The sequence below is a fragment of the Leptospira ainazelensis genome (assembly GCF_016918785.1).
Taxonomy (GTDB): Bacteria; Spirochaetota; Leptospiria; order Leptospirales; family Leptospiraceae; genus Leptospira; species Leptospira ainazelensis.
Window position 1 is genome coordinate 1 of the sequence record NZ_JAFFPT010000078.1, and the last position, 18,555, is coordinate 18,555.

Here is an 18,555-nt window from a genome sequence, read left to right on the forward strand (position 1 = left end):
TTTTTCATCTGCCAAATCGATACTAATTTCATTGAATAAAGTAATATGACAATTATCCCAATGGGAACAAGTAAATTAGTTAGCTTAAATACCCCTCTACTAATGTCATCGAAATTTGATTTAATATAAAAAAAACAAAATAAATGAACGGGATGAGTATATACCACGATAATCGAATTTTGATTATAAATAAATTACTAACTGGTTCGATAGTCACATAAATTAGAGGGTTGTAGTTTTTTACACTGAAGGTTCCATATTCCGTTGGAAGCTTCATTCTTAAGAATAGCATTTTATTCGAAATTACTTTGACAAAGCCATTCTTAAACTCATAAACACGATTTGGCATCAATTCAAGACTCATTTTCAAAACGACTGACTGATGAAGTAATATTCCAGTAGAAAAATCTAAGTTAAAATATTGGTATTTTGTTAAGTAGGAGAACCAAAAGCCAATTACGACAATTAAAAATATAACAAGAAAAATCGATGAATAATCGAACATTTGCAATCAAATCCTTTAAATAAATACCAACTACTAATGTAAGTTTCTCGCCTTTACATCTCGAAACACCGTGAGAAGCCGAAAGGCGCAGACTAAAGCGATTCTGCCTTTGCGATCCACTGCTCTATATATTCTAAATACCCTTTATCAGGAATAAGGTCTTTCGCTTTTTTTAAGTGCTCCAATGAAGACTTTTTATTATTTAACCAATAGTAGGTGACCCCAATATTCAAATTTGAAATGAAATCATCGGAATAAAGTAACAAGGCCTCAGAAAGGTATTTTTCAGCCATCGAATAATCTTTTTTGATCAAATACATATTCCCTATATTAGATAGATTTGGCAGCCTCTGATCATAATCCAATCCATCAGTCATTTCTAACGACTTTATGTAAAACTTTAAAGCTTCATCGTACAGCTTCATTTCGCTTAATATGAATCCGATTCCATAAACTTGTTTATATGTTAATTCTTTAAAATTCTTTATTTTAACAATGTTTTTCTGAAAATAATCGGAGTCCCCTGAATAATATGCAATCATCGATTTTAGATATAACAAATAATCTTGTAATGATTCCGAAACTTTAATAGTCTCTAATTTATTCTTAAATTGACGATGCTCTTTCATGCCAATGAAATGGCCCGCAACTTTCAGATAGTTTTTAGGTGAGGTAGTTGATAATTCCGATAACTTATTATAGATTTTAGGATTGGATATAGATGGGACTTTGACTAAGCTCATTTGTCCATTTGGGGTTATGGTATTGATCACAGGTGCGCAAGTTAGATCAACGAAGCTATACATTACATTATCCGAAATAACCGTACAATTTTTGAAACAATCTAAAAGAGTCTCAATTGCTTCTTCTTTCTTTCCGATTTTCAAGAGGGCGAATGCCTTATTGCCGTAAAGGTCGCCAAATGAAGGTCGGGACTTAAGTCCATCATCCGCATACTTGATTGAAGCAAGGTAATTACCATTGCCTGCTTCCAGGAACGACAAATAATTTAAGACATTAGGATCGTTCTTATTCTTTGTAAAAGCTTCGTTGAAGTGGTAGAAAGAATCTTTTTCATCTAAAGGGAAGCCGACTAAACTGGAAACACCAAAAAGCAAATCTCTACGATAATGATTATTTTTTGAAAATTGGATCTCAGCAATTTTCTTTACTTTAGATAAAGGTATTTGCATGTTTTTAAAGTAATTTAAAGCTGCATTTGAATTTGCATATTCATCTGCAAGTTGGTGAGCAATCCCCGCTAACAAATAATATTCGGGTTCGGATTTTGCTTTAATCCTAGCTTGCTTAGCCGCCTCTGAATATCTACCTTCAAGAAAAAGATCTTCAAACATATTAGTTTTTCCGCATACTGCGGTGGAGCAAAATATTAATAGTATTAGATATAGATTCTTCATGTTTTCCTTTAACAATTTTATTTTCAATATCGTTCGCATATATTTCTCAACCTTTGCGTTCCTGGGAAGTTTGCACTCTAAGCTCGAATTGAATCCAAGAAACGAACGGAGCCAGAGCATAAATCAATTTTTGTTCTGTTCATTCTATACATATGGCGACCAACTAAACGAGAGTCAACGTTAGACGTCGTTATTACCTTTTTCGCTCCACTTTTCTCCAATCAAATTTCAGAGGATCTTCAAGCTGAGCAGTTGTATCGAATGGGTGATTATATTTTGAATTTGAAAAGATGATATAGTATAGAACTTTAGCGTTCGAAATCGGCCATTTTGTAGATGTTCCGACTTTTCCAAGAACTTGACCTTTGGAAACTTTATTTCCCTCTTCAACTTCAATGAAATCAAGTGGTCCATAAATGGATTTTACGCCCCTTCCATGATCCACCATAACTACGCCGCCATATCCTCTTGAATTTCTATCAATAAACGCGATTACACCATCACTCACAGTTGGTATATCCGAACTTTTTTCAACTTTCATTCTCAGTCCTCTTGTATAGATGGACCCAGTTGTGTCTTTAGTTATCGGCACCACGCTTCCGTATAATTCTCGAACATTATCCTCCATCCGGACTAACTGTGACCCCAATTCGATCAGTGAATTTTCTCCATCTGATAAACTATATTTTATTTCTATGGCTTTCGGGTTTTTAACAAGTAACCTTAGAATATCTGAGTTTTTCGAATTTTTAATTGTACAGATGTATGACTCATCGCAGCTTACATTTAAATCAGTTGCGATAAAGTCTGCATAAACTGAATTTATAATTAGAGCGTACTTGTTATTACTCTTATTTGTAAGAAACCGAAGATAAATCGGTGAATAATTTTTATCTTTATAACTATTTTCTGATTCTGTATTAAGTTTCCAAAGACCATCCAATTGTACAGAATAATTATTATCAGAGCCATTTATCAGTTCCGCCTGAGCCAACAATAGTATTACGATTAAATACTTTTTCATTTTTACCTATTCAATGTTAACCTGAAATAAAAACACCTAAAAGAAAATATTTCTCGAAATTCTCGCTACCGAAACATCCGGAGAAGTCGGAGCTGTCCAATGTAAAATCTATTTAAGAAACGGGTATAACCAAGACTTCAAATGTGAATTACAAACGTAACTTGGTTTCTCGTCAGCTCTATATTTGAAGTCGTCCCAATTGGAACCAGCTCCCTTTTACCCCAATTAAATTCTTTTCTTTTGCTATCCAGAAACCATTTCGTCACCGAAACTGCATTTTTATCTTCGTTGTTATTGCTCGAGTAGTAAATTTGAACTTCTTCAGAATTTCTTTTTATATCTGTAACCCTTACACTAAAACTATTATACTTACTCAATATAGCAATTGTATCTATGACGGTGTTGATTTCAATTGTGTAAACTTCGTAAAAAACATCGTCCCCATCCCCACTCAAGAACCCATCCGAAATAAAATTTAATTGACAATGGTTCTTCCCCGTCTTCTTGAAATAAGATCTTAACTCATTGTAGAATTCCTCTTTAACGATAGCATCACCTCTATATAATGAGTTGCGTTTGTCATAAAAACTTTGATCAAGAATTTGAGCAAAGCCACTAAATATCCATCCCGTCTGGTTTAAATATTTGACTTTCCACCAGGTGCCTTTCGTATTTTCTATTGTTTCATAAACTTCACTTTTAGCAAGAATTGTAAACACCTCGTCTTTCGGAATAAGCATTAGTTTGTCAGAGTTAGTTTTAGAATTCGCTCTTAGATATAGCCCTTTAGGTGCAATAACGTATCCTTGCTCATCCATTGGAATCTTACAGTTTAGCGAAATAATAAATATGAAAAAGTAACTTATAGCTTTTCTGTAGCTCATTTTTAATTCCTATAATTCTAATTCATGCATAAAACTACGTAGATTTCTCGACGTTTTGCTTTCGAGCAGGAATCGAATAATACGGCGTGGGGCCTTTTTCTTAAATCTTACTCTTCCGTAATAAACACGGAGAATATTTTTTTGTTCTTAGTTTCAAATGAACATTGCGAAAAGTCAGAATATAGCAAATCAATTTCTGGAGATTGTTTACGTTCTTTCAACTTAACGTTTAATTTCTTTGAAGCAATTTGAATATTGTCCCCAAAAACGACTGACTTGAATAGTTCCTGATTCGAATTGCCGTAGGTGCTTAATTGAAGAGAATAGACTTTACCCGCCTCCTCTTCTCCGCCATCATAAACGTAAAGAACAGTTTTCGTGTCTTTGTCTATTATATAAACTTTCCCATTTTGATTCCTATGCTTCATAGTATCATAGGCGGGACCATATTTATCTTCAATGGAATCTATAGTTTCATTGTAATTTGATCCGAGTTTAATTCCCATCAATGAGTCTGAGAAACATGCACTTTGATCCAATGGTGCATTCGATTTTTTTAGGGATCCAAGCAAGAATACACGTTTTTTATTTTTGAAAGCTCCGTAAAAAAACACGGTCGCTTTAAATTGAATGTTAGAATCTATTTCCTTTTGTAGTTCTGCAAATTGAGATTGAGTTATCCAAATTTTTTGTGTTTCTTTGCGATTTTGGAATGGGATCTCGTATTTATAATCACTGAAATTAAATTTTTCAATTCGTACGTTACCAAATGAGTCAATAATCCATTTCTCATTGTTAGGAATTTCAATGATTGGACCTACTGCCCTAACCAACACATCAAATTTAGACAATCTTGCGTCTGTATTAAAATCTGAGTCAGGAGAATTTTCTAAAGGAACTGCTTGTCGAAAACGCGAGAATGAAATCAGGTCTTCGGAAAAGAGATCAATCGATATCAGTAAGATGAGTAGCGGAACGAATTTTTTCATTATTTCTCCAATATTTTCGTAACTTGTCGCCTTAACAATACTATACCTTATCCATCCGTTTCCAGACATAGAATTTTTTCAACTACACCCTTACGAAATTTCGCCATAACTTCCCCTCTTCTTTGAGCGAACGTCCCCCTAACAAAACCTGCTTTCTGAATATCCAACAGCCCTTTACAGACAAGTTAAAGAGCAAATACATTCCAAAGTGGAATGGTCCATCACTGTTAGATGTGATTATCTTTTCGGTAATCGAAATTCTTTTGGAGATCGGGCGATTCCTACGCTGATTAGGAATCTCAATAGGATCAGCAATTTCAATTACTCGGCGATGGCAATGGAAATTATAGATGAAGCACAATAGGAACGGAATATTTGACAAAATCTAAAGTCATAATTTGCTCGCCATCAACACAAAGGTAAAAATATTATAATTTAAAACTTCGATTCTCAAACTTAATACAAACAGGTTATGATTAAAACGCGACTTTACTTTTTTTGCATTGTGATTTTGTTATTAGGAAACTGTAAAAAAAATTCCAACTCTCTACCCGATTATCATTGGCCTGATTCAGATCACGAAAAGAATCAAATACTCTTAAGTATAGATAAATGGAATAGTTCCGATGGAATTTATATAGAATTTCTTGCTGAAAATAAAATTAACTATCACGAGGAATCTGAACCGGTTCGATCAGGTCGAGGCGTTTACTCTATCAAAGATAACAAATTAAATCTCCAATTTAAAGAAACATATGGAGAAAATAATTATGAACACGAATTCGATTGTATATTCGGCTATGAAGAAAATAGCTATTTACCCCAGCAATACATCGAGTGCCCGCAATCGATTATGTCAAGTAGACCCGTAAAGATATATAATAAAAAATCGATTAATCCACCAGGAACTCCAGCCTTAATAGAAAACGAGAAAATCCTAACAATGGGTAATATACTTGGAACAATCAATTTTGACTCATTCTTTCGTTCAAAACCAGATCTTAACTCGAAAGAAATTCCTTTCTATGACCTCGCCCCTGAAGAATGTTTGGAAGATCTATCTAAATCTCCTAAGCAAGTAAGATTACCAAAAGGATTCAAAATCGTAATTATCGGAAAAACGGAAAAACTTAGTAAAATCGAAAACTGGAACAGTCCTTGGTATTATATCGAAGCGAGTATAAACTGTTACGGAGAGATACATAGGAGTAACGGTTGGATATACGGTCAATTCGTAGATTTAGAATAAGAATGGTTCCATCTAAAAATCTAACTACTATTAGGAAATTACAAATGTACTCTAAAATTACGATTATTATTCTATTACTCATTTCAACTTTTAATTGCACATCCAAAGAAACGATCCAAGTAAAAAGAGAATCTCTAAAAGGATATTTTTCAGTCAACGCAGAAGGCGGGCTACGATTGCGTGAAAATCCAAATATTCAAGCAAAAATAATTCTAACGATTCCGGAAAGTAAAATTGTCTATGTTCTCGAAGAAGTGGGAGAAATTGAAACGAACGATGAAAAAAAAGGGAAATGGGTAAAACTTGAATATAAAAGAACGATTGGTTACGCATTTGGCCCATTTCTCGCGAAGGTAGAAAGAGATCTTAGCAATTTTAAGAACAAGTCTTTAAAACTCGGTAACAGTAAAAGCCACACAAAAATTTTCGAAACATTGATAGAAAGTAAATTGCCTGAAACCTACGACCAAAGTAAAGATAGAAGAGAATATAAATCGGATGAATATCAAATTGAAAATTACCTTGCACGCGACGAATATTTAACCTAGTTACGTAAAAGTAGACACCTTTTTCGCTCCAAATAAGGAAAAGGTTAATATGAGTAGAAAGGGAAAATACTCCCCGGAGTTTAAAGAACAGGCAGTAAAACGAACGCTTTCTGGTTCATTTACAATAAAAGAAGTTTCCCAATCATTAGGAGTCAGCTATTTTATGCTACGACAATGGAAGGCAGAATACTTGAAAAAGTCTGACGATCAAAATCCCCCGACAGATAAACAGCTCAAAGAAAGCGAAGAGCTGAAAAGACTCCGAAAAGAAAATCTTAAACTTAAAGAAGAGAATGCTATCCTAAAAAAGTTTGCAGCCATGCTTTCTCGGGAACAAAATCCAGATTAGAGTTTATGGAAAGCCATCGTTCAGAGTTTTCCATTAAAAGCATGGCGGAAGTATTGAGTGTTTCTCGAACTTATTATTATAAGTTCCTAAAACGTTGCAGAAATGAATTCGATAAGGTTGATCGCGTTTTAGTCGATTTCATTCAAGAGACATGGATCAAAAGCAAAAAGAATTATGGGTTAGTTCGTCTCTTGGATGAAGTTCGAAAGGCTTCTCTTCCTTATGGAGCCAGGAAGGTTCGTAAAGTGATGAAATTATGCGATATCCGAGGAAAACAAGAGAAACGATTTCGGGTATTTACGACAGATTCGGATCATTCTGAGCGAACTGCTCCCGATTTGGTAAGACGTAACTTCCATGTAGCATCTAAGAATCGAACTTGGGTATCGGATATCACATTCATAAAGTGTTTTACTGGCTGGTTTTATCTTTGTGTCATCTTGGACTTGTATTCGAGAAAAGTAATAGGTTGGTCTCTTTGGAGTTCCCCCGAAAAAACGGACAGAGCTATGCAGTAATTCTTTCTCTGAACTCGACCGGGCTAAGATATCCTAAAGCCGAGTGCCTTCTTCTTCTGTTGTAATATCTTTCGATGTAGTCAAACAGAAAATATTTTGCTTCCTTAATTGTGTTGAATTTTCTTCTGTAAACTTCCTCAACTTTTAATGTTTTGAAGAATGATTCCATCGGAGCATTGTCATAGCAGTTTCCTTTCCTGCTCATGCTCTGAATGAACTCATTCGTATTTAACGCTTTTCTAAAGTCTTCACTGGCGTATTGAACTCCTCTATCCGAATGGAATATGATCCCTTTTGGAGATCGCCTTCGAATCAAAGCCTTTTCAAAAGCGTTCAGGAGATAGAGAGTTTCAAGAGTTGGTCCTAATTCCCATCCAATGATTTCTCGATTAAAGAGATCCTTGATTGCAAATAGATAAGACCATTTTCCTCCAACCGGTATATAAGTGATATCCGACAACCAGATCTTATCCAGACCTGATACCTTAAAGTCTTGATTCAAAATATTTGGAGCTATCGGAAGCTTGTGTTTGGAATCAGTAGTCACAGGGCGAAAGGAACGCTTCCGATCGGCTTTTAAACCCATTATACGCATTCTTCTGTAAACTCGATTTTTTGAAACGAGGATTCGTTCTGCTCTGAGGTCTTTGTGAATTCGCAAATAACCGGCTCGACTCTCATTCTCTCCATAAAGACGTTGGATATGTTTATCCAATTCTTGATTTGCTTTAAATGTTTTGCTATCGGGTCTCTTTAGCCAATCATAATAACCGCTCTTAGATACATCGAGTATATTGCACATCTTCTCAACTCGAAAAGGAATACGGTTCTTTTCAATATACGAATATTTCATTTGCGGGGTTTCAAGAAGATGGCCACGGACTTTTTTAAGATTTCCCTCTCCTCCGTCACTTCCGCTAATTCTTTTTTGAGGCGAGCTACTTCATCCTGAAGGGCATCTTTGAACGGTCCGTCATCTGTAAGATACTTCTTCTTCCAGTTTCTTAGGGTATTTATCGATCTACCTAATTCTTGGGCCAATTGACCTAGGGACTTGCTGCTTTTTAACAAGAGGTCTACTGCGTTCTTTTGAAATTCTTCATCGTATTGAGATTTACGCGTCATGCTTGTTGATCCTTTTTCTATTGCATAACCGTGTCCACTAAATCGGCGGAGGTTCACTTAGCAAAAGGAACGACTCTGAACTCGTTTGTAACACGCTCGCGAAGGCTATCGAATCCAGAAATCCAACAAGGGGTTTAATTTTCCATTCTGACCGAGGATCCAATTATTGTTCTCGTGAAGTTCGCGAGCTTTTGTTTGCGAATAAAATCCGTAGAAGTAATAGCAGAAAAGGAAATTGCTGGGACAACGCTGTTGCTGAGTCCTTCTTTGGTTCTCTTAAAAGAGAAATGGAATATAACGTCTTTTATAATCTTGAGGAAGCCACATGCGCTTTCTTTGATCATATAGAAGTATTTTATAATAGACAAAGGTCTCACTCCTTTTTAGGTTACGTGAGTCCTACGGAATTTGAAGAAAGAATTGCTTAAAAAGTGTCTCCTAAAACGTAAATAGGCTAATTCTGTAGTATCCATCTCTCCTCGCAAAGAACCGTGTGCCGGATACCTACACTCTTATTGCTATAATTTTATATTGAAGAATGGGAAGACAATCAATACCGATATGAATCGGGAATCTTACGGTGAGCTTACTCATATTTCAAAGAAGGCCGCATTCTTTACTATCTTCGGCGGCGAGGGTGACGAATATGGTGGCGGGTCGGAAAGCCATACAGTCGCTTTCGTATTTAAAACAAAGAAATCATTAGTTGCCAGGAGCGGGTGGAGCGAAACTTGTCCTAATGAATGTCCATGTGCCAAGCCAAAAGTATTTACCAAAACTGTTTACGAATATCTTGACGGCGGGGGAATTCCTTCAGACTCAGAGTTACGAGGAATTTTTAAATAGTGTGCAAGAATTTAAAGGGTGAACTAGTAATAGTATCTAAATTTAATCAGCTCTAATATGCAGCTGCAGATTCTTATCCAATTTAATATTCTTACCGCGAAATTCCCACAAATAATCGTTAACACAATCGCCGGGGAAAGTTGGATTTACTTTTTCTATTCTTGAACATAAGGGTTCTTCAAAAGAAACAGAAATCGTAAGATTTTCCAATTTTCCTCCCCAGAGCGAGCCTGTTCTAAGTATATATTCTAAATAATCTCCTTCACGACCGTCATACTTATCGTTTTCCCAACGGACCAAATCATAATCATAACTGATGATATGATTGGAATTCATTTGTCTCATGCTATCCACTTTAAACGTAATCATTGAGGAATAAAGGTCATCACCTAATTTAAAATACCCACCAATCGGAGGTTCCAATCTGGAACATTCCAACTCGATATTATTCCAAAATGCGCGAAAGTTTCGATACTTAATAAGCGAATTTTCAGGAAAAACAAGTTTTTCTTTAAACCCACGGGTCCCTTCAAAATTGAATTCGATTCTAACGTTGATTATTCTATCCTTTCTTACAAATAATGTAACCTTTTCATCTTTAAATTTTGGTATTGAATTTAGGTCAAATAAGGGAAGCATGAAGAGCGCGATAATTGGCCCCTTGAACAACATATACTAATATCGTTTTTTAATACTTGGATCCCTTTTAAAGTATTCCGGACCATAGTCACTCAAATTTAAGTCAAGAAAACTAATCTCCGCTATACATGTATCATTGTATTTTGAACCAGGATACGTAGAAAGAATCTCAAATTTAAAATATACGATCTTCAACCTATCATTAAAGTATATCCGTTCTCCTCCTCCATCATAATCACTCATAATACACTGATTTTGAAAATCATTTATGCAGGCTTTGAATTTGCTCGTATTCGCTGAAAATTCATTACAATAATCTTTGGCTGACTCTATCTTACCTCCCCCATTCTCTGATCCGCACGCATTATCACCGAAAGTATAAGTAAATTCTTTCTTTGTGCCATTTTCGGCAAGTATAGAGATTTTCGCTTCCTTAACTCGATTATTACTTAAATATTTGTCTTTATATTTTCCGAATCCATTTAAGACGTTCAATCCTATTACATCCGTTGGCGGAAGTATAAATTCTATATATTCGTTCACTCCAGAACCATCTTTTCCTTCGCACCAAGCCGTCTCGACTTTTCCGTCCATAGCCTTGATTGTATCATAAAAATCTTTTGGTTTACTTTTCTCTGTCAAGATCGAGCTTGAAGAAGCCTTAATTTTATTGATCGACAAGAAATGATAAGTTGTCGAATCCGCATTTAAATACATTGAAACGAATAAAACCAAACAAGTTAAAATTATTTTTTTCATTTTGCCCCTATTTTACTTTTTATTTTGTAAATATCGTTTTTGAATAATATGTTAATCTAAACGAAAAATTACGTTCTAAATTCTTAATGATCATAGTTATATCCTCTTATAATCTCCATTTCTTAGGTTTTTATAAATTATTGCATCTTCCTTTCGAAACCGTTCATTACTTTTGCCTTTGCCAAAGAATTCTAAGAATTAAGACTATGTATGATAGAATTATCGATCACTTTTGAAAATCATTTTGTTTCGTATAGTTTTTCAGTTCGAAATAACCAACTTTGCCTTTATACTTTACGGCAACAATGCCTTCGCTTTGGGTACCGGCTTCTTCGAAAATTGCCGGAATTAGAATACTACCATCCTTATTTATATATCCTTCTTTTCCTTTATCTCGAAATGCTGCTACACCATCTCTAAAAAAACCTACCCATTCAAATTTCGGATGTAAAACTTTAGATCCTTTTTTGTTAATGAAATAAGATTCGCCATTTTTTAATACACGTGCGTAACCTTCGCTAAAACTAAAACCATCGTCAAATATAGGCTTAATTTGAAATTCACCCTTCATATCGATATAGCCAAATTTGCTATTTTCATTTACAAGCGCCAACCCTTCAGAGAAAATGCCTGCTACTTTGTATTTTAGTTTAATTTTAAGTTTTCCATAGATATCAATATATCCAAAAAGTCCATTAGAAGATACCGAAGCCAATCCTTCACTAAATTCAAATACATCATCATATTGAGGCGTAACGATAATTTCCCCACTTTTATTTTTAAAACCCCACAATGAATTTGAATCATCCATAAATGGAATCAAACCGGAATTAAACTCATATGGGACCATGAATTTAATATCTAAAACTTCATTTCCCTGCTTATCTATATACCCATGAAAATTTTTTGAATAAACTGGAGCCAAACCCTCAGAAAAATATGTGGTTATTTCGTACGTTGGATTCAATATAAAATCACCTTTCGTATTAATAAAACCAAACTCCCCATTAATTTTTACAGCGGCTAAGCCTTGCGAAAATTTTCTTCCCTCTTCATAAGTAGGCGGAATGAGCCAATCAATTTTAATTTCTTCGGAGAATAACGAAGTCATTGTTAAAATCAAAATACTAAAGTAGATTATTACGATATTTTTCATTGCCTAATTTCCTTAGATATTATAAAGCGAGAAATCAAAATAAGACGTAAATACTTACTTTTTAAACCCTACACAGTAAAATAAATCCATCGGAAATGGAATCGATTTTTGTAGGTCATTAAATAAGATGAATATGTATGCAAAGCCTACTCCTTTCTTCCATAGTCCAATTACATGTACATATTTGTAACCTTTTGAGAAGTTTGAGTTACCTTCAATTAGACCTGACATGCCATAATCAGCTCCATACTCGGGTTTAACTCCTTCAGGTGGAAACATGCTAAATCTTCCTATCAATTCTCCATCTTTCGGTTGGCTAATGTTCAGCATTACAACCTCTGTCGAAGTGCGAAATAAATACTCGTTTTTCTTTTCATCAGAATATGTTGTTGAATTAGGAAATAACGAAATCCTAACCTTCTTTACTAAAAGCGTGCTGATAAACAACGTCTTCTTGTTTTATTCGACTTACAGGTTTGTATGAAGATTTATTCTTGAAATAGACAGAGAGTGATGATAGTGCTGATTCGAATTCAGGGTATTGGTTGTCACTTGCATTTAAATCAGTTAAAACTAAAACCAAGATAACCAATATATAAACTTAATCTTACAAAGAGCCTCATTGCCACCTTTACCTAATATCTTAAAATTGAATGTTTTTTATATAGCTAAAATTTTTAAAACGAATGGCGTCTGATGACGCTGGCTGTTTTTTATTTCTCGAAACATTGACATGAATCGTCGAACCCAAGTTTTTCACACAAGAAGCTTGCTTCTGCACCCCCATATGGCTCTCCTTCAAAAAATCGACAATTACTCTCCTCTAATACCCAAGCATTATAGTCTCCTTCAGGATGCGGTTTCCCGTCAAAAGCCTGAGCAAATATTTCTTTCCAATCAAAATTGTCATCTAAAGAAATGAATCCTTTAAATCTGCCATCCCACTTGTATTGTTTTCCATTTATTGATAAATCATTTTTATTTCTTTTGTAGCTTGCATCGGAACTGTCACAATATCTTTGACTAGATTCTTCAGTGTTAGGTGGACCCGACCAATAACGACAAGAATTCATTTTCCCCTTCTGTGACTTTTCATCTAGGACAAACTGAATTATTCCAATATCATGTCCTTGAACTGACATTCGATACAAAACGAGTCTATCTGATATTGGTGCAGGTTCTGGCAGTGGAAGCTCACGTATCGCTTTTCCGTACGAAATTTTGAACGCTAATTCTCTTGAATACTCTGATTTCAAAAAAGGCGAGAATACCCATCCTTCTTTATTTAAGAATTTTATTTGGCACCATGGACCAGAAAGATTTAGGAGTGTTTCATTAGTATTTTTACAACTGATAATTTGCGTACTTTCATTAAAAGGAATCTCTAATATTTTTTTACTATTAGCCGATGGTTCAGTGCGGACCACTAAGCCTGGTTTAACATTTACTCGAACAACGGTTCCAGGTTCAAAAATAGTCTTTTCTATTCCATTTCTTTCTGTTTTTTTACAGCTTATTATAAAAGTAATCAATACTAACAAAATCAAGGTGCTTTTTCTTCTTCCATTCAATGACATTTTTTGATCCTAATTCTTAATTTGATATTTTCATTCGCCAGCATGCTTATTAAACGAGGCTCGCAATGTTAAGTTTGTGGGTGACTAAAAAGAAATTTCTAATTTCAATTTACATCTATAAAAAAGAAAGAACTTAATTTTCTAATGTCATCTTTCCTTGTCCATTGTGATATGAGTCATTTCTACTAAATCTTTTTCTCAATGGTTCCGTAACCGATTGATATATTTCTTTTGACAAGCTGACCTTTTCATTTTCCTACAAATTTACGGATTCTTCTCTTTTACATCCATCCCCAATGAAATGAACAAAAGAAATGTTAGTAGCAACATTGTGGATTTAACACTTTTTATCATCATTTTTTTTCTATAAACTCCCCATAAGCCCAACCATAAAGTGATGTTTCATAGCCAATACAAGAAACAAATACTTTAACGAAATACCAATTGTTTTCGAATTTATCTACGATGTCTTTTTCTTTAGTTTCAGCAATAAGTGTTAGGTCAAATTTCGCAGGGAAGCGAACGTAAATATCTGAATTTACTTTTTCAGGTTTTTGTACTGATGGAAATAAATGGAATTCGTCCAAACATTCTTCGCTCCCAAGGTCCGAAAACGGAATTATTTTACCCGATATAGAGGGCGCTTGCCGGATATATAAAGAACGCTTTGTATTTGCTGGTTTATACCCAAGTATTCGAACTTCAACTTTATCAATATTACTTTCATTTCCTGAGTTAATTGATTTTGGGTTGGTAAGTTCAAATTTCTCTTCGCTTCTTCCTTGAATGCAAGATATGTACTGTTGAGGTTTCCAGGCATGTTCATTTACAATAAATTCGCAAACAATTTTTTTTCCATTTAACCAAGTGTGGGTATTTTTATTGCTAAAACTTAATTTAATCTGCTTGTTGACTAAGTGATATTTGCCAATTCCAGACACTACAGGTTCGCTTATTTGAGTATATTCGAATGTATTATCTTTATTGAAAGCGATGCGCTTACCTTTTTCATTTTCCCATTGATCGATAGAGGTTAATAACTGATTCAATTCGTGATCAGTTTTAGGGAGAGTCAATTTAACATCTTTTACATTATTTGATTTTGAACAATGCATCAAATAGATTCCAGATAATAACAGAAACGAATTTATAATTACTTTCATAATTTTCCTTTTGCCGTTTTTTATAACTCTATAGCAGATTTTTACCAAATATTCTCATATCAACTTTTTCAGTTATATCGCTACAAAAGTTTCAAAGAGCCTCTCTTATCCCAATAAATCAAAAAATAATAATGGTTTTGAAGGTTTTTTTCCTAAGACAATAGAATCCACTCTTACACAAAAAGACTTTTAACGCCCCATTTTCTCAAAAGTAGCCAAGAAAGAGAATTTCCGCTTGACAATCTTCCCTCTTTATGTATACAAAAGAACCTTCCAGGAACCAACTGTGGCCCTCACCTTGAATCAAAAACTTGCTCCAAACCCCCAAATTTCTACCCTCCCCGTAGAAACCACAGGAACTAACGCAACTTGGTCAGACTTAGGCATATCTCCTCGCACCAATCCTCACCAACCGTCCTTTTTCAAGATATCCACTAAGCCTTTCATTACCTCAAAGAACGTTAACTCTCATCAGAACAGTAAACAAAAGTTATTTCTTAAAGAATCTCAATTCCACTACTCCACCTTAGACAATTCTCCTTTCAACATCCCATTCTATACAAAAATCACAAAGAAGATCTTAAACGACTTCTATCCAAAGCATTGCCCTCACTGTGATGATCAGATTTTAACAAAAGAAATCTCTACCAGACCCGATGTAATTCGTTGTAAAATCTGTAGATACCAATGCTCAAGACTCAGCTATACTCCCTTAAATCACTTTAAACTACCCCTCTATATGTTCGGATTCGTCTTCTATGAATCTCTGATCCAATATCCTAAGGTAATTACATCTTCTGAGATCTCCAGGAAGCTAAAGATCAGTTACAAAGCCGCCTCGCTACTAAAGAGAAGGTTCCAACTACTCTGTTCTGATTTACTACCGATCTACAAAGATCTCACATTCAGAGTTTTAGAAACTCAGTTCAAAGACTTCAAGTTAGATCCTAATTCCGATACAGCTCTTACTCGTAAAATGGCTAAAAAACCCTTTGTATGCGCTGATTCAGCGGTTTTATACAGTGCGAGTCAAAGAGCGAACAAAGGAAGAGCTCGTTACAGAAAGACTGGTTTAACAGCTTCCATCTATCTCTCAGAGAAGCTCGGTGGTAAGCAGGTTGGAACACTTTTACATTCAATCGCAATAAAAAATGGACCTGCTTTCTTTACCTCAGTTTCCAATACAAAAGCTGATACGATTGGCCCACTGTTAGTAAAACAACTACCCTTCTCTACACCGCTTTTCACAGACGAAGGCTATCCATGGCTCTTTGGAGTCTACAAAAACCACAGGTCAGTAAATCACAGTGCGAAGTCGAAAGACAATCGTTACAAGTTCGCTAAGAATCGTTGGTGTAAAGACGGAATTCACAATCAGGTAGCGGAAGGAAATCACCGTTTAGTAAAGGCCGCCTTCTCTGCATACGGATACATTCGGCCGCAGTTCAGTCAGTTGTACTTAGATGAGTTTAGTTTTTTAAAGAATGCGAATCTGTTGGGATTCGACGATTTACCGATCAACTTTTTAAGGACGAGTGATGTGCGATCCTTGGGCTCCGATCCGGTGAGGATTGGAGGGAAGGGATAAGATGGATTATTCGTCCTTAAACAATTGATCGGTAAAACGGGAATCTGAAACGAGGCGGCTCTCTAAAAGATTAAAACCGACCCTTCGGAAGTAAGGTTCGATCATCTTCATGTATTGTTTTTTAGTTCTCACGAAGGCGTAAGGATCTTCAAAGTAGATTTCTTTTTTCATTCTTATGTAGTCGTCTTTCGTGGGAACGGAGAAATAGAGATACTTTACGATCCTATGAAGTTTTTCGAAGACCGGTTTTAGGTCGCCTTCTATGTATTGAACCACGGAATTGCAGATCCCGAGATCGAAAGGAAGATGAACAAAATAAGACAGATCCAATTCCTGAACCGTCGTGTTTAAGACGGAGATGTTCCAGGCGCGGATCCATTTTTGTGTTAGAAGTTCGTCGAGCATCTGTTCCGAAGGATCGATCGCAAGAACCCTCCCCGGCTTGAAAATCTTCACCATCTCTTTTAAAAGAATTCCCTTCCCAAAACCGAAATCCGCAATCGAATTTACGTTGATCTCCATCAGATTGAAGATCGATTTCGCATAACGTGCGTGTTCTTTTGCGTTAAATGTCGCGTCTACGTCGGTTCCCGATCCGTAGATGTCCCTCCAATACGCGGTCTCGAAGGGAAGTCCGTTGGCTCCTATCGTCAAACCCTCGTCCTCGGAAGATTCTTCTTTTTTGCCTTTTAAACCGAACTTTAATTTTTCCTTATATTCCGACAAGGAGACGGCGATCTTTTGACCTTTGGAAGTCGGATTCTTATCTTTTGGATTTTTCTTTTGATTCCAGATGGACTTCAAGGATTTTGTTCCGGACTCAGCGCGGAAGAGGTAAAGAGCCCCGTCAGAAAACGATTGAGCCCTTTTTCTCCATTCTTAGATAAGAGCTGAGAATTGGCTTTCTCCACCTGAATCTTGATCTGAGTATTTTCTTTTTCTCCGCTGATTACCTTTGTCAGAAATCCGGTGATCAAAATCTGTTCCCCGGATAAAAAGACGTATTGCGGATTCTTAAACTTATAACGTTTTAAAAGATCTCTCTTGTCTGCGAGCCAGACTTCTTCCAAAAAGAGATAATCTCGATTCTTCCATTCCTTTGGCTTAAAAGATACGAGCCTTTGTTTGGAATGAAAATACACGTAAGACGAAACAGCAGGACTTGCAAAGATCTTCTCTTCCGCCTGAATCACTTCCCTACTCTTTAAATTTACGAGATCTTTTGTAAAGGCGCTCAACTTCGTCGCGTTGATTCCCGTCGTAGGTTTTACGGAAAAATATGCGGAAACAAGAAGAGCGACAAACAAGACCGCGCTCGCGGCGATCGTATTCAGCTCTTTCTCCGATTTCAAAAGAAAACTTCCTACGTAGAGAATAAGAAACAAAGGACCGATGTTGATCAGATAATTCCATCCGAGTTTATAAAAACTTTCGAAAGAATTTTCTCCGTAGAATTCGACGTTGATTAGAATCGTTAGAAGAGCGAGAAACGCTCCGAGATAAACAAGCAATACAAGCTGAGGAATATTTCTTCTTTTGAAAAATACGGACTGATGTTTTTTTCTTTCTTTGATTCCCACGGTCCCGGCTTTGATCACAAAGACGGTCATTCCAAAAAGAAACACCGAGAAGTGGGAAAAGAAACTTCCGAGAATACAAATCACAAGCAAGAATATGTCGCCCAGAGTTTCCATTCTAAAAGCAAGAAAGAGAATCAACAAAAAGGAAAGACTAAACAACTCGGGATAAAAGTGCAAAGGTATAGAAAAGGTCAGCGGAGTCAGAGCCGAAAGATAACAGATCAGATAGTGATTCGGTTTCCATTTTTCTCTCTGAAGAATCAACCCGATCACGTGGATACAAAACGAAAAAACAAAAGCGGAAAGAGAATAAAAGGCCGTGGTATAATTGAGCCCTGTGATCGATTTCCAAAAATCCAAAATGAAAAAGGAAAGCGGCGCTTGATCGGAGAAAAATTTTCCTTCTTCGGTCAGAGAACGAAGGTTGGCGAGAACACTCAGCGCCTCCGGATTCAGAGGTTCTCCAAACCAGTGATAAAGGACGGAAAGCACGACTGAAAGGCCGATCGCCGAAAGAAAAAGGTAGATTGGGTTGGCTTTGTTGCTTCTTTCTAAATCCATTGCGGGTCCGTAGGGTTTTTGCGGAAATCAGAGCAAGGATAAAAATTGAGGTGAAATTCTACCAACACATTTTGAAG

The 18,555-nt window shown here is 35.8% G+C and carries 17 protein-coding genes and 3 pseudogenes; 6 read left to right on the forward strand and 14 right to left on the reverse strand.

Translation table 11 applies throughout. The features are described 5' to 3' along the window. Positions 1-597: 597 nt before the first annotated feature. The 4 genes from JWG44_RS18585 to JWG44_RS18600 form a co-directional block, all read right to left on the reverse strand. Entirely contained in the window at positions 598-1,860 is a 1,263-nt protein-coding gene (locus tag JWG44_RS18585) for a tetratricopeptide repeat protein (RefSeq protein WP_205276524.1), read from the reverse strand. Positions 1,861-2,116: 256 nt separating this feature from the next. Further along, positions 2,117-2,947 (reverse strand): M23 family metallopeptidase, encoded by an 831-nt coding sequence (locus tag JWG44_RS18590; RefSeq protein ID WP_205276525.1) that lies wholly within the window; start codon positions 2,945-2,947, stop codon positions 2,117-2,119. Positions 2,948-3,084: 137 nt separating this feature from the next. Beyond that, positions 3,085-3,831 carry an SH3 domain-containing protein gene (locus tag JWG44_RS18595; protein WP_232371740.1) on the reverse strand — a complete coding sequence of 249 codons (747 nt, stop codon included), beginning with the start codon at positions 3,829-3,831 and terminating at the stop codon, positions 3,085-3,087. A 107-nt stretch (positions 3,832-3,938) separates the two neighbouring features. Then, positions 3,939-4,889: a hypothetical protein gene (locus JWG44_RS18600; RefSeq protein WP_205276526.1), complete on the reverse strand. Its 951-nt coding sequence runs from the start codon at positions 4,887-4,889 to the stop codon at positions 3,939-3,941. 436 nt (positions 4,890-5,325) lie between these two features. Here JWG44_RS18600 and JWG44_RS18605 point away from each other — a divergent pair, with 436 nt between their 5' ends. The 3 genes and pseudogenes from JWG44_RS18605 to JWG44_RS18615 all read left to right on the forward strand — a co-directional run. Continuing rightward, positions 5,326-6,069, forward strand: a complete 744-nt coding sequence (locus tag JWG44_RS18605; protein WP_332460810.1) for a hypothetical protein — start codon at positions 5,326-5,328, stop codon at positions 6,067-6,069. Positions 6,070-6,071: 2 nt separating this feature from the next. Beyond that, positions 6,072-6,617: an SH3 domain-containing protein gene (locus tag JWG44_RS18610; protein ID WP_332460811.1), complete on the forward strand. Its 546-nt coding sequence runs from the start codon at positions 6,072-6,074 to the stop codon at positions 6,615-6,617. Positions 6,618-6,666: 49 nt separating this feature from the next. Continuing rightward, positions 6,667-7,454, forward strand: a pseudogene (locus tag JWG44_RS18615) (IS3 family transposase); the annotation flags it as partial. A 19-nt stretch (positions 7,455-7,473) separates the two neighbouring features. On the opposite strand, the gene JWG44_RS18620 reads toward JWG44_RS18615, so the two are convergent. Both JWG44_RS18620 and JWG44_RS18625 read right to left on the reverse strand, forming a co-directional pair. Beyond that, positions 7,474-8,337, reverse strand: coding sequence for an IS3 family transposase (locus tag JWG44_RS18620; protein WP_232371741.1), 864 nt, complete (start codon positions 8,335-8,337; stop codon positions 7,474-7,476). After that, positions 8,334-8,609, reverse strand: a complete 276-nt coding sequence (locus JWG44_RS18625) for a transposase (RefSeq protein ID WP_205276533.1) — start codon at positions 8,607-8,609, stop codon at positions 8,334-8,336. Before JWG44_RS18625 ends, JWG44_RS18620 begins: the two co-directional genes overlap by 4 nt. 47 nt (positions 8,610-8,656) lie before the next feature. Here JWG44_RS18625 and JWG44_RS18630 point away from each other — a divergent pair. Then, positions 8,657-9,037: pseudogene (locus JWG44_RS18630) on the forward strand (DDE-type integrase/transposase/recombinase); the annotation flags it as partial. Between the two features lie 31 nt (positions 9,038-9,068). Continuing rightward, a pseudogene (locus tag JWG44_RS18635) lies at positions 9,069-9,455 on the forward strand (SH3 domain-containing protein); the annotation flags it as partial. Between the two features lie 42 nt (positions 9,456-9,497). Here JWG44_RS18635 and JWG44_RS18640 read toward each other — a convergent pair. From JWG44_RS18640 to JWG44_RS18665, 6 genes are all read right to left on the reverse strand, one after another. Further along, positions 9,498-10,127, reverse strand: coding sequence for a hypothetical protein (locus JWG44_RS18640; protein ID WP_205276534.1), 630 nt, complete (start codon positions 10,125-10,127; stop codon positions 9,498-9,500). Positions 10,128-10,130: 3 nt separating this feature from the next. Continuing rightward, on the reverse strand, positions 10,131-10,853 hold the full coding sequence (locus tag JWG44_RS18645; protein WP_205276535.1) for an NADase-type glycan-binding domain-containing protein: 723 nt from the start codon (positions 10,851-10,853) through the stop codon (positions 10,131-10,133). A 226-nt stretch (positions 10,854-11,079) separates the two neighbouring features. Continuing rightward, entirely contained in the window at positions 11,080-12,009 is a 930-nt protein-coding gene (locus JWG44_RS18650) for a WG repeat-containing protein (protein ID WP_205276537.1), read from the reverse strand. A gap of 54 nt (positions 12,010-12,063) precedes the next feature. Beyond that, complete coding sequence (locus JWG44_RS18655; protein WP_232371742.1) at positions 12,064-12,456, reverse strand: hypothetical protein; 393 nt, start codon at positions 12,454-12,456, stop codon at positions 12,064-12,066. 266 nt (positions 12,457-12,722) lie between these two features. Further along, positions 12,723-13,586: an SH3 domain-containing protein gene (locus JWG44_RS18660; RefSeq protein WP_205276539.1), complete on the reverse strand. Its 864-nt coding sequence runs from the start codon at positions 13,584-13,586 to the stop codon at positions 12,723-12,725. Positions 13,587-13,939: 353 nt separating this feature from the next. After that, on the reverse strand, positions 13,940-14,749 hold the full coding sequence (locus JWG44_RS18665; protein WP_205276541.1) for a hypothetical protein: 810 nt from the start codon (positions 14,747-14,749) through the stop codon (positions 13,940-13,942). 286 nt (positions 14,750-15,035) lie between these two features. On the opposite strand from JWG44_RS18665, the gene JWG44_RS18670 reads away from it, so the two are divergent. Beyond that, positions 15,036-16,337: a transposase gene (locus tag JWG44_RS18670; RefSeq protein WP_408612020.1), complete on the forward strand. Its 1,302-nt coding sequence runs from the start codon at positions 15,036-15,038 to the stop codon at positions 16,335-16,337. A gap of 6 nt (positions 16,338-16,343) precedes the next feature. On the opposite strand, the gene JWG44_RS18675 is transcribed toward JWG44_RS18670, so the two are convergent. After that, positions 16,344-17,063: a class I SAM-dependent methyltransferase gene (locus tag JWG44_RS18675; RefSeq protein WP_205276637.1), complete on the reverse strand. Its 720-nt coding sequence runs from the start codon at positions 17,061-17,063 to the stop codon at positions 16,344-16,346. Between the two features lie 74 nt (positions 17,064-17,137). Beyond that, a complete protein-coding gene (locus JWG44_RS18680; protein ID WP_205276543.1) occupies positions 17,138-18,478 on the reverse strand; it encodes a hypothetical protein in 1,341 nt (446 codons plus the stop codon). Positions 18,479-18,555 lie beyond the last annotated feature (77 nt).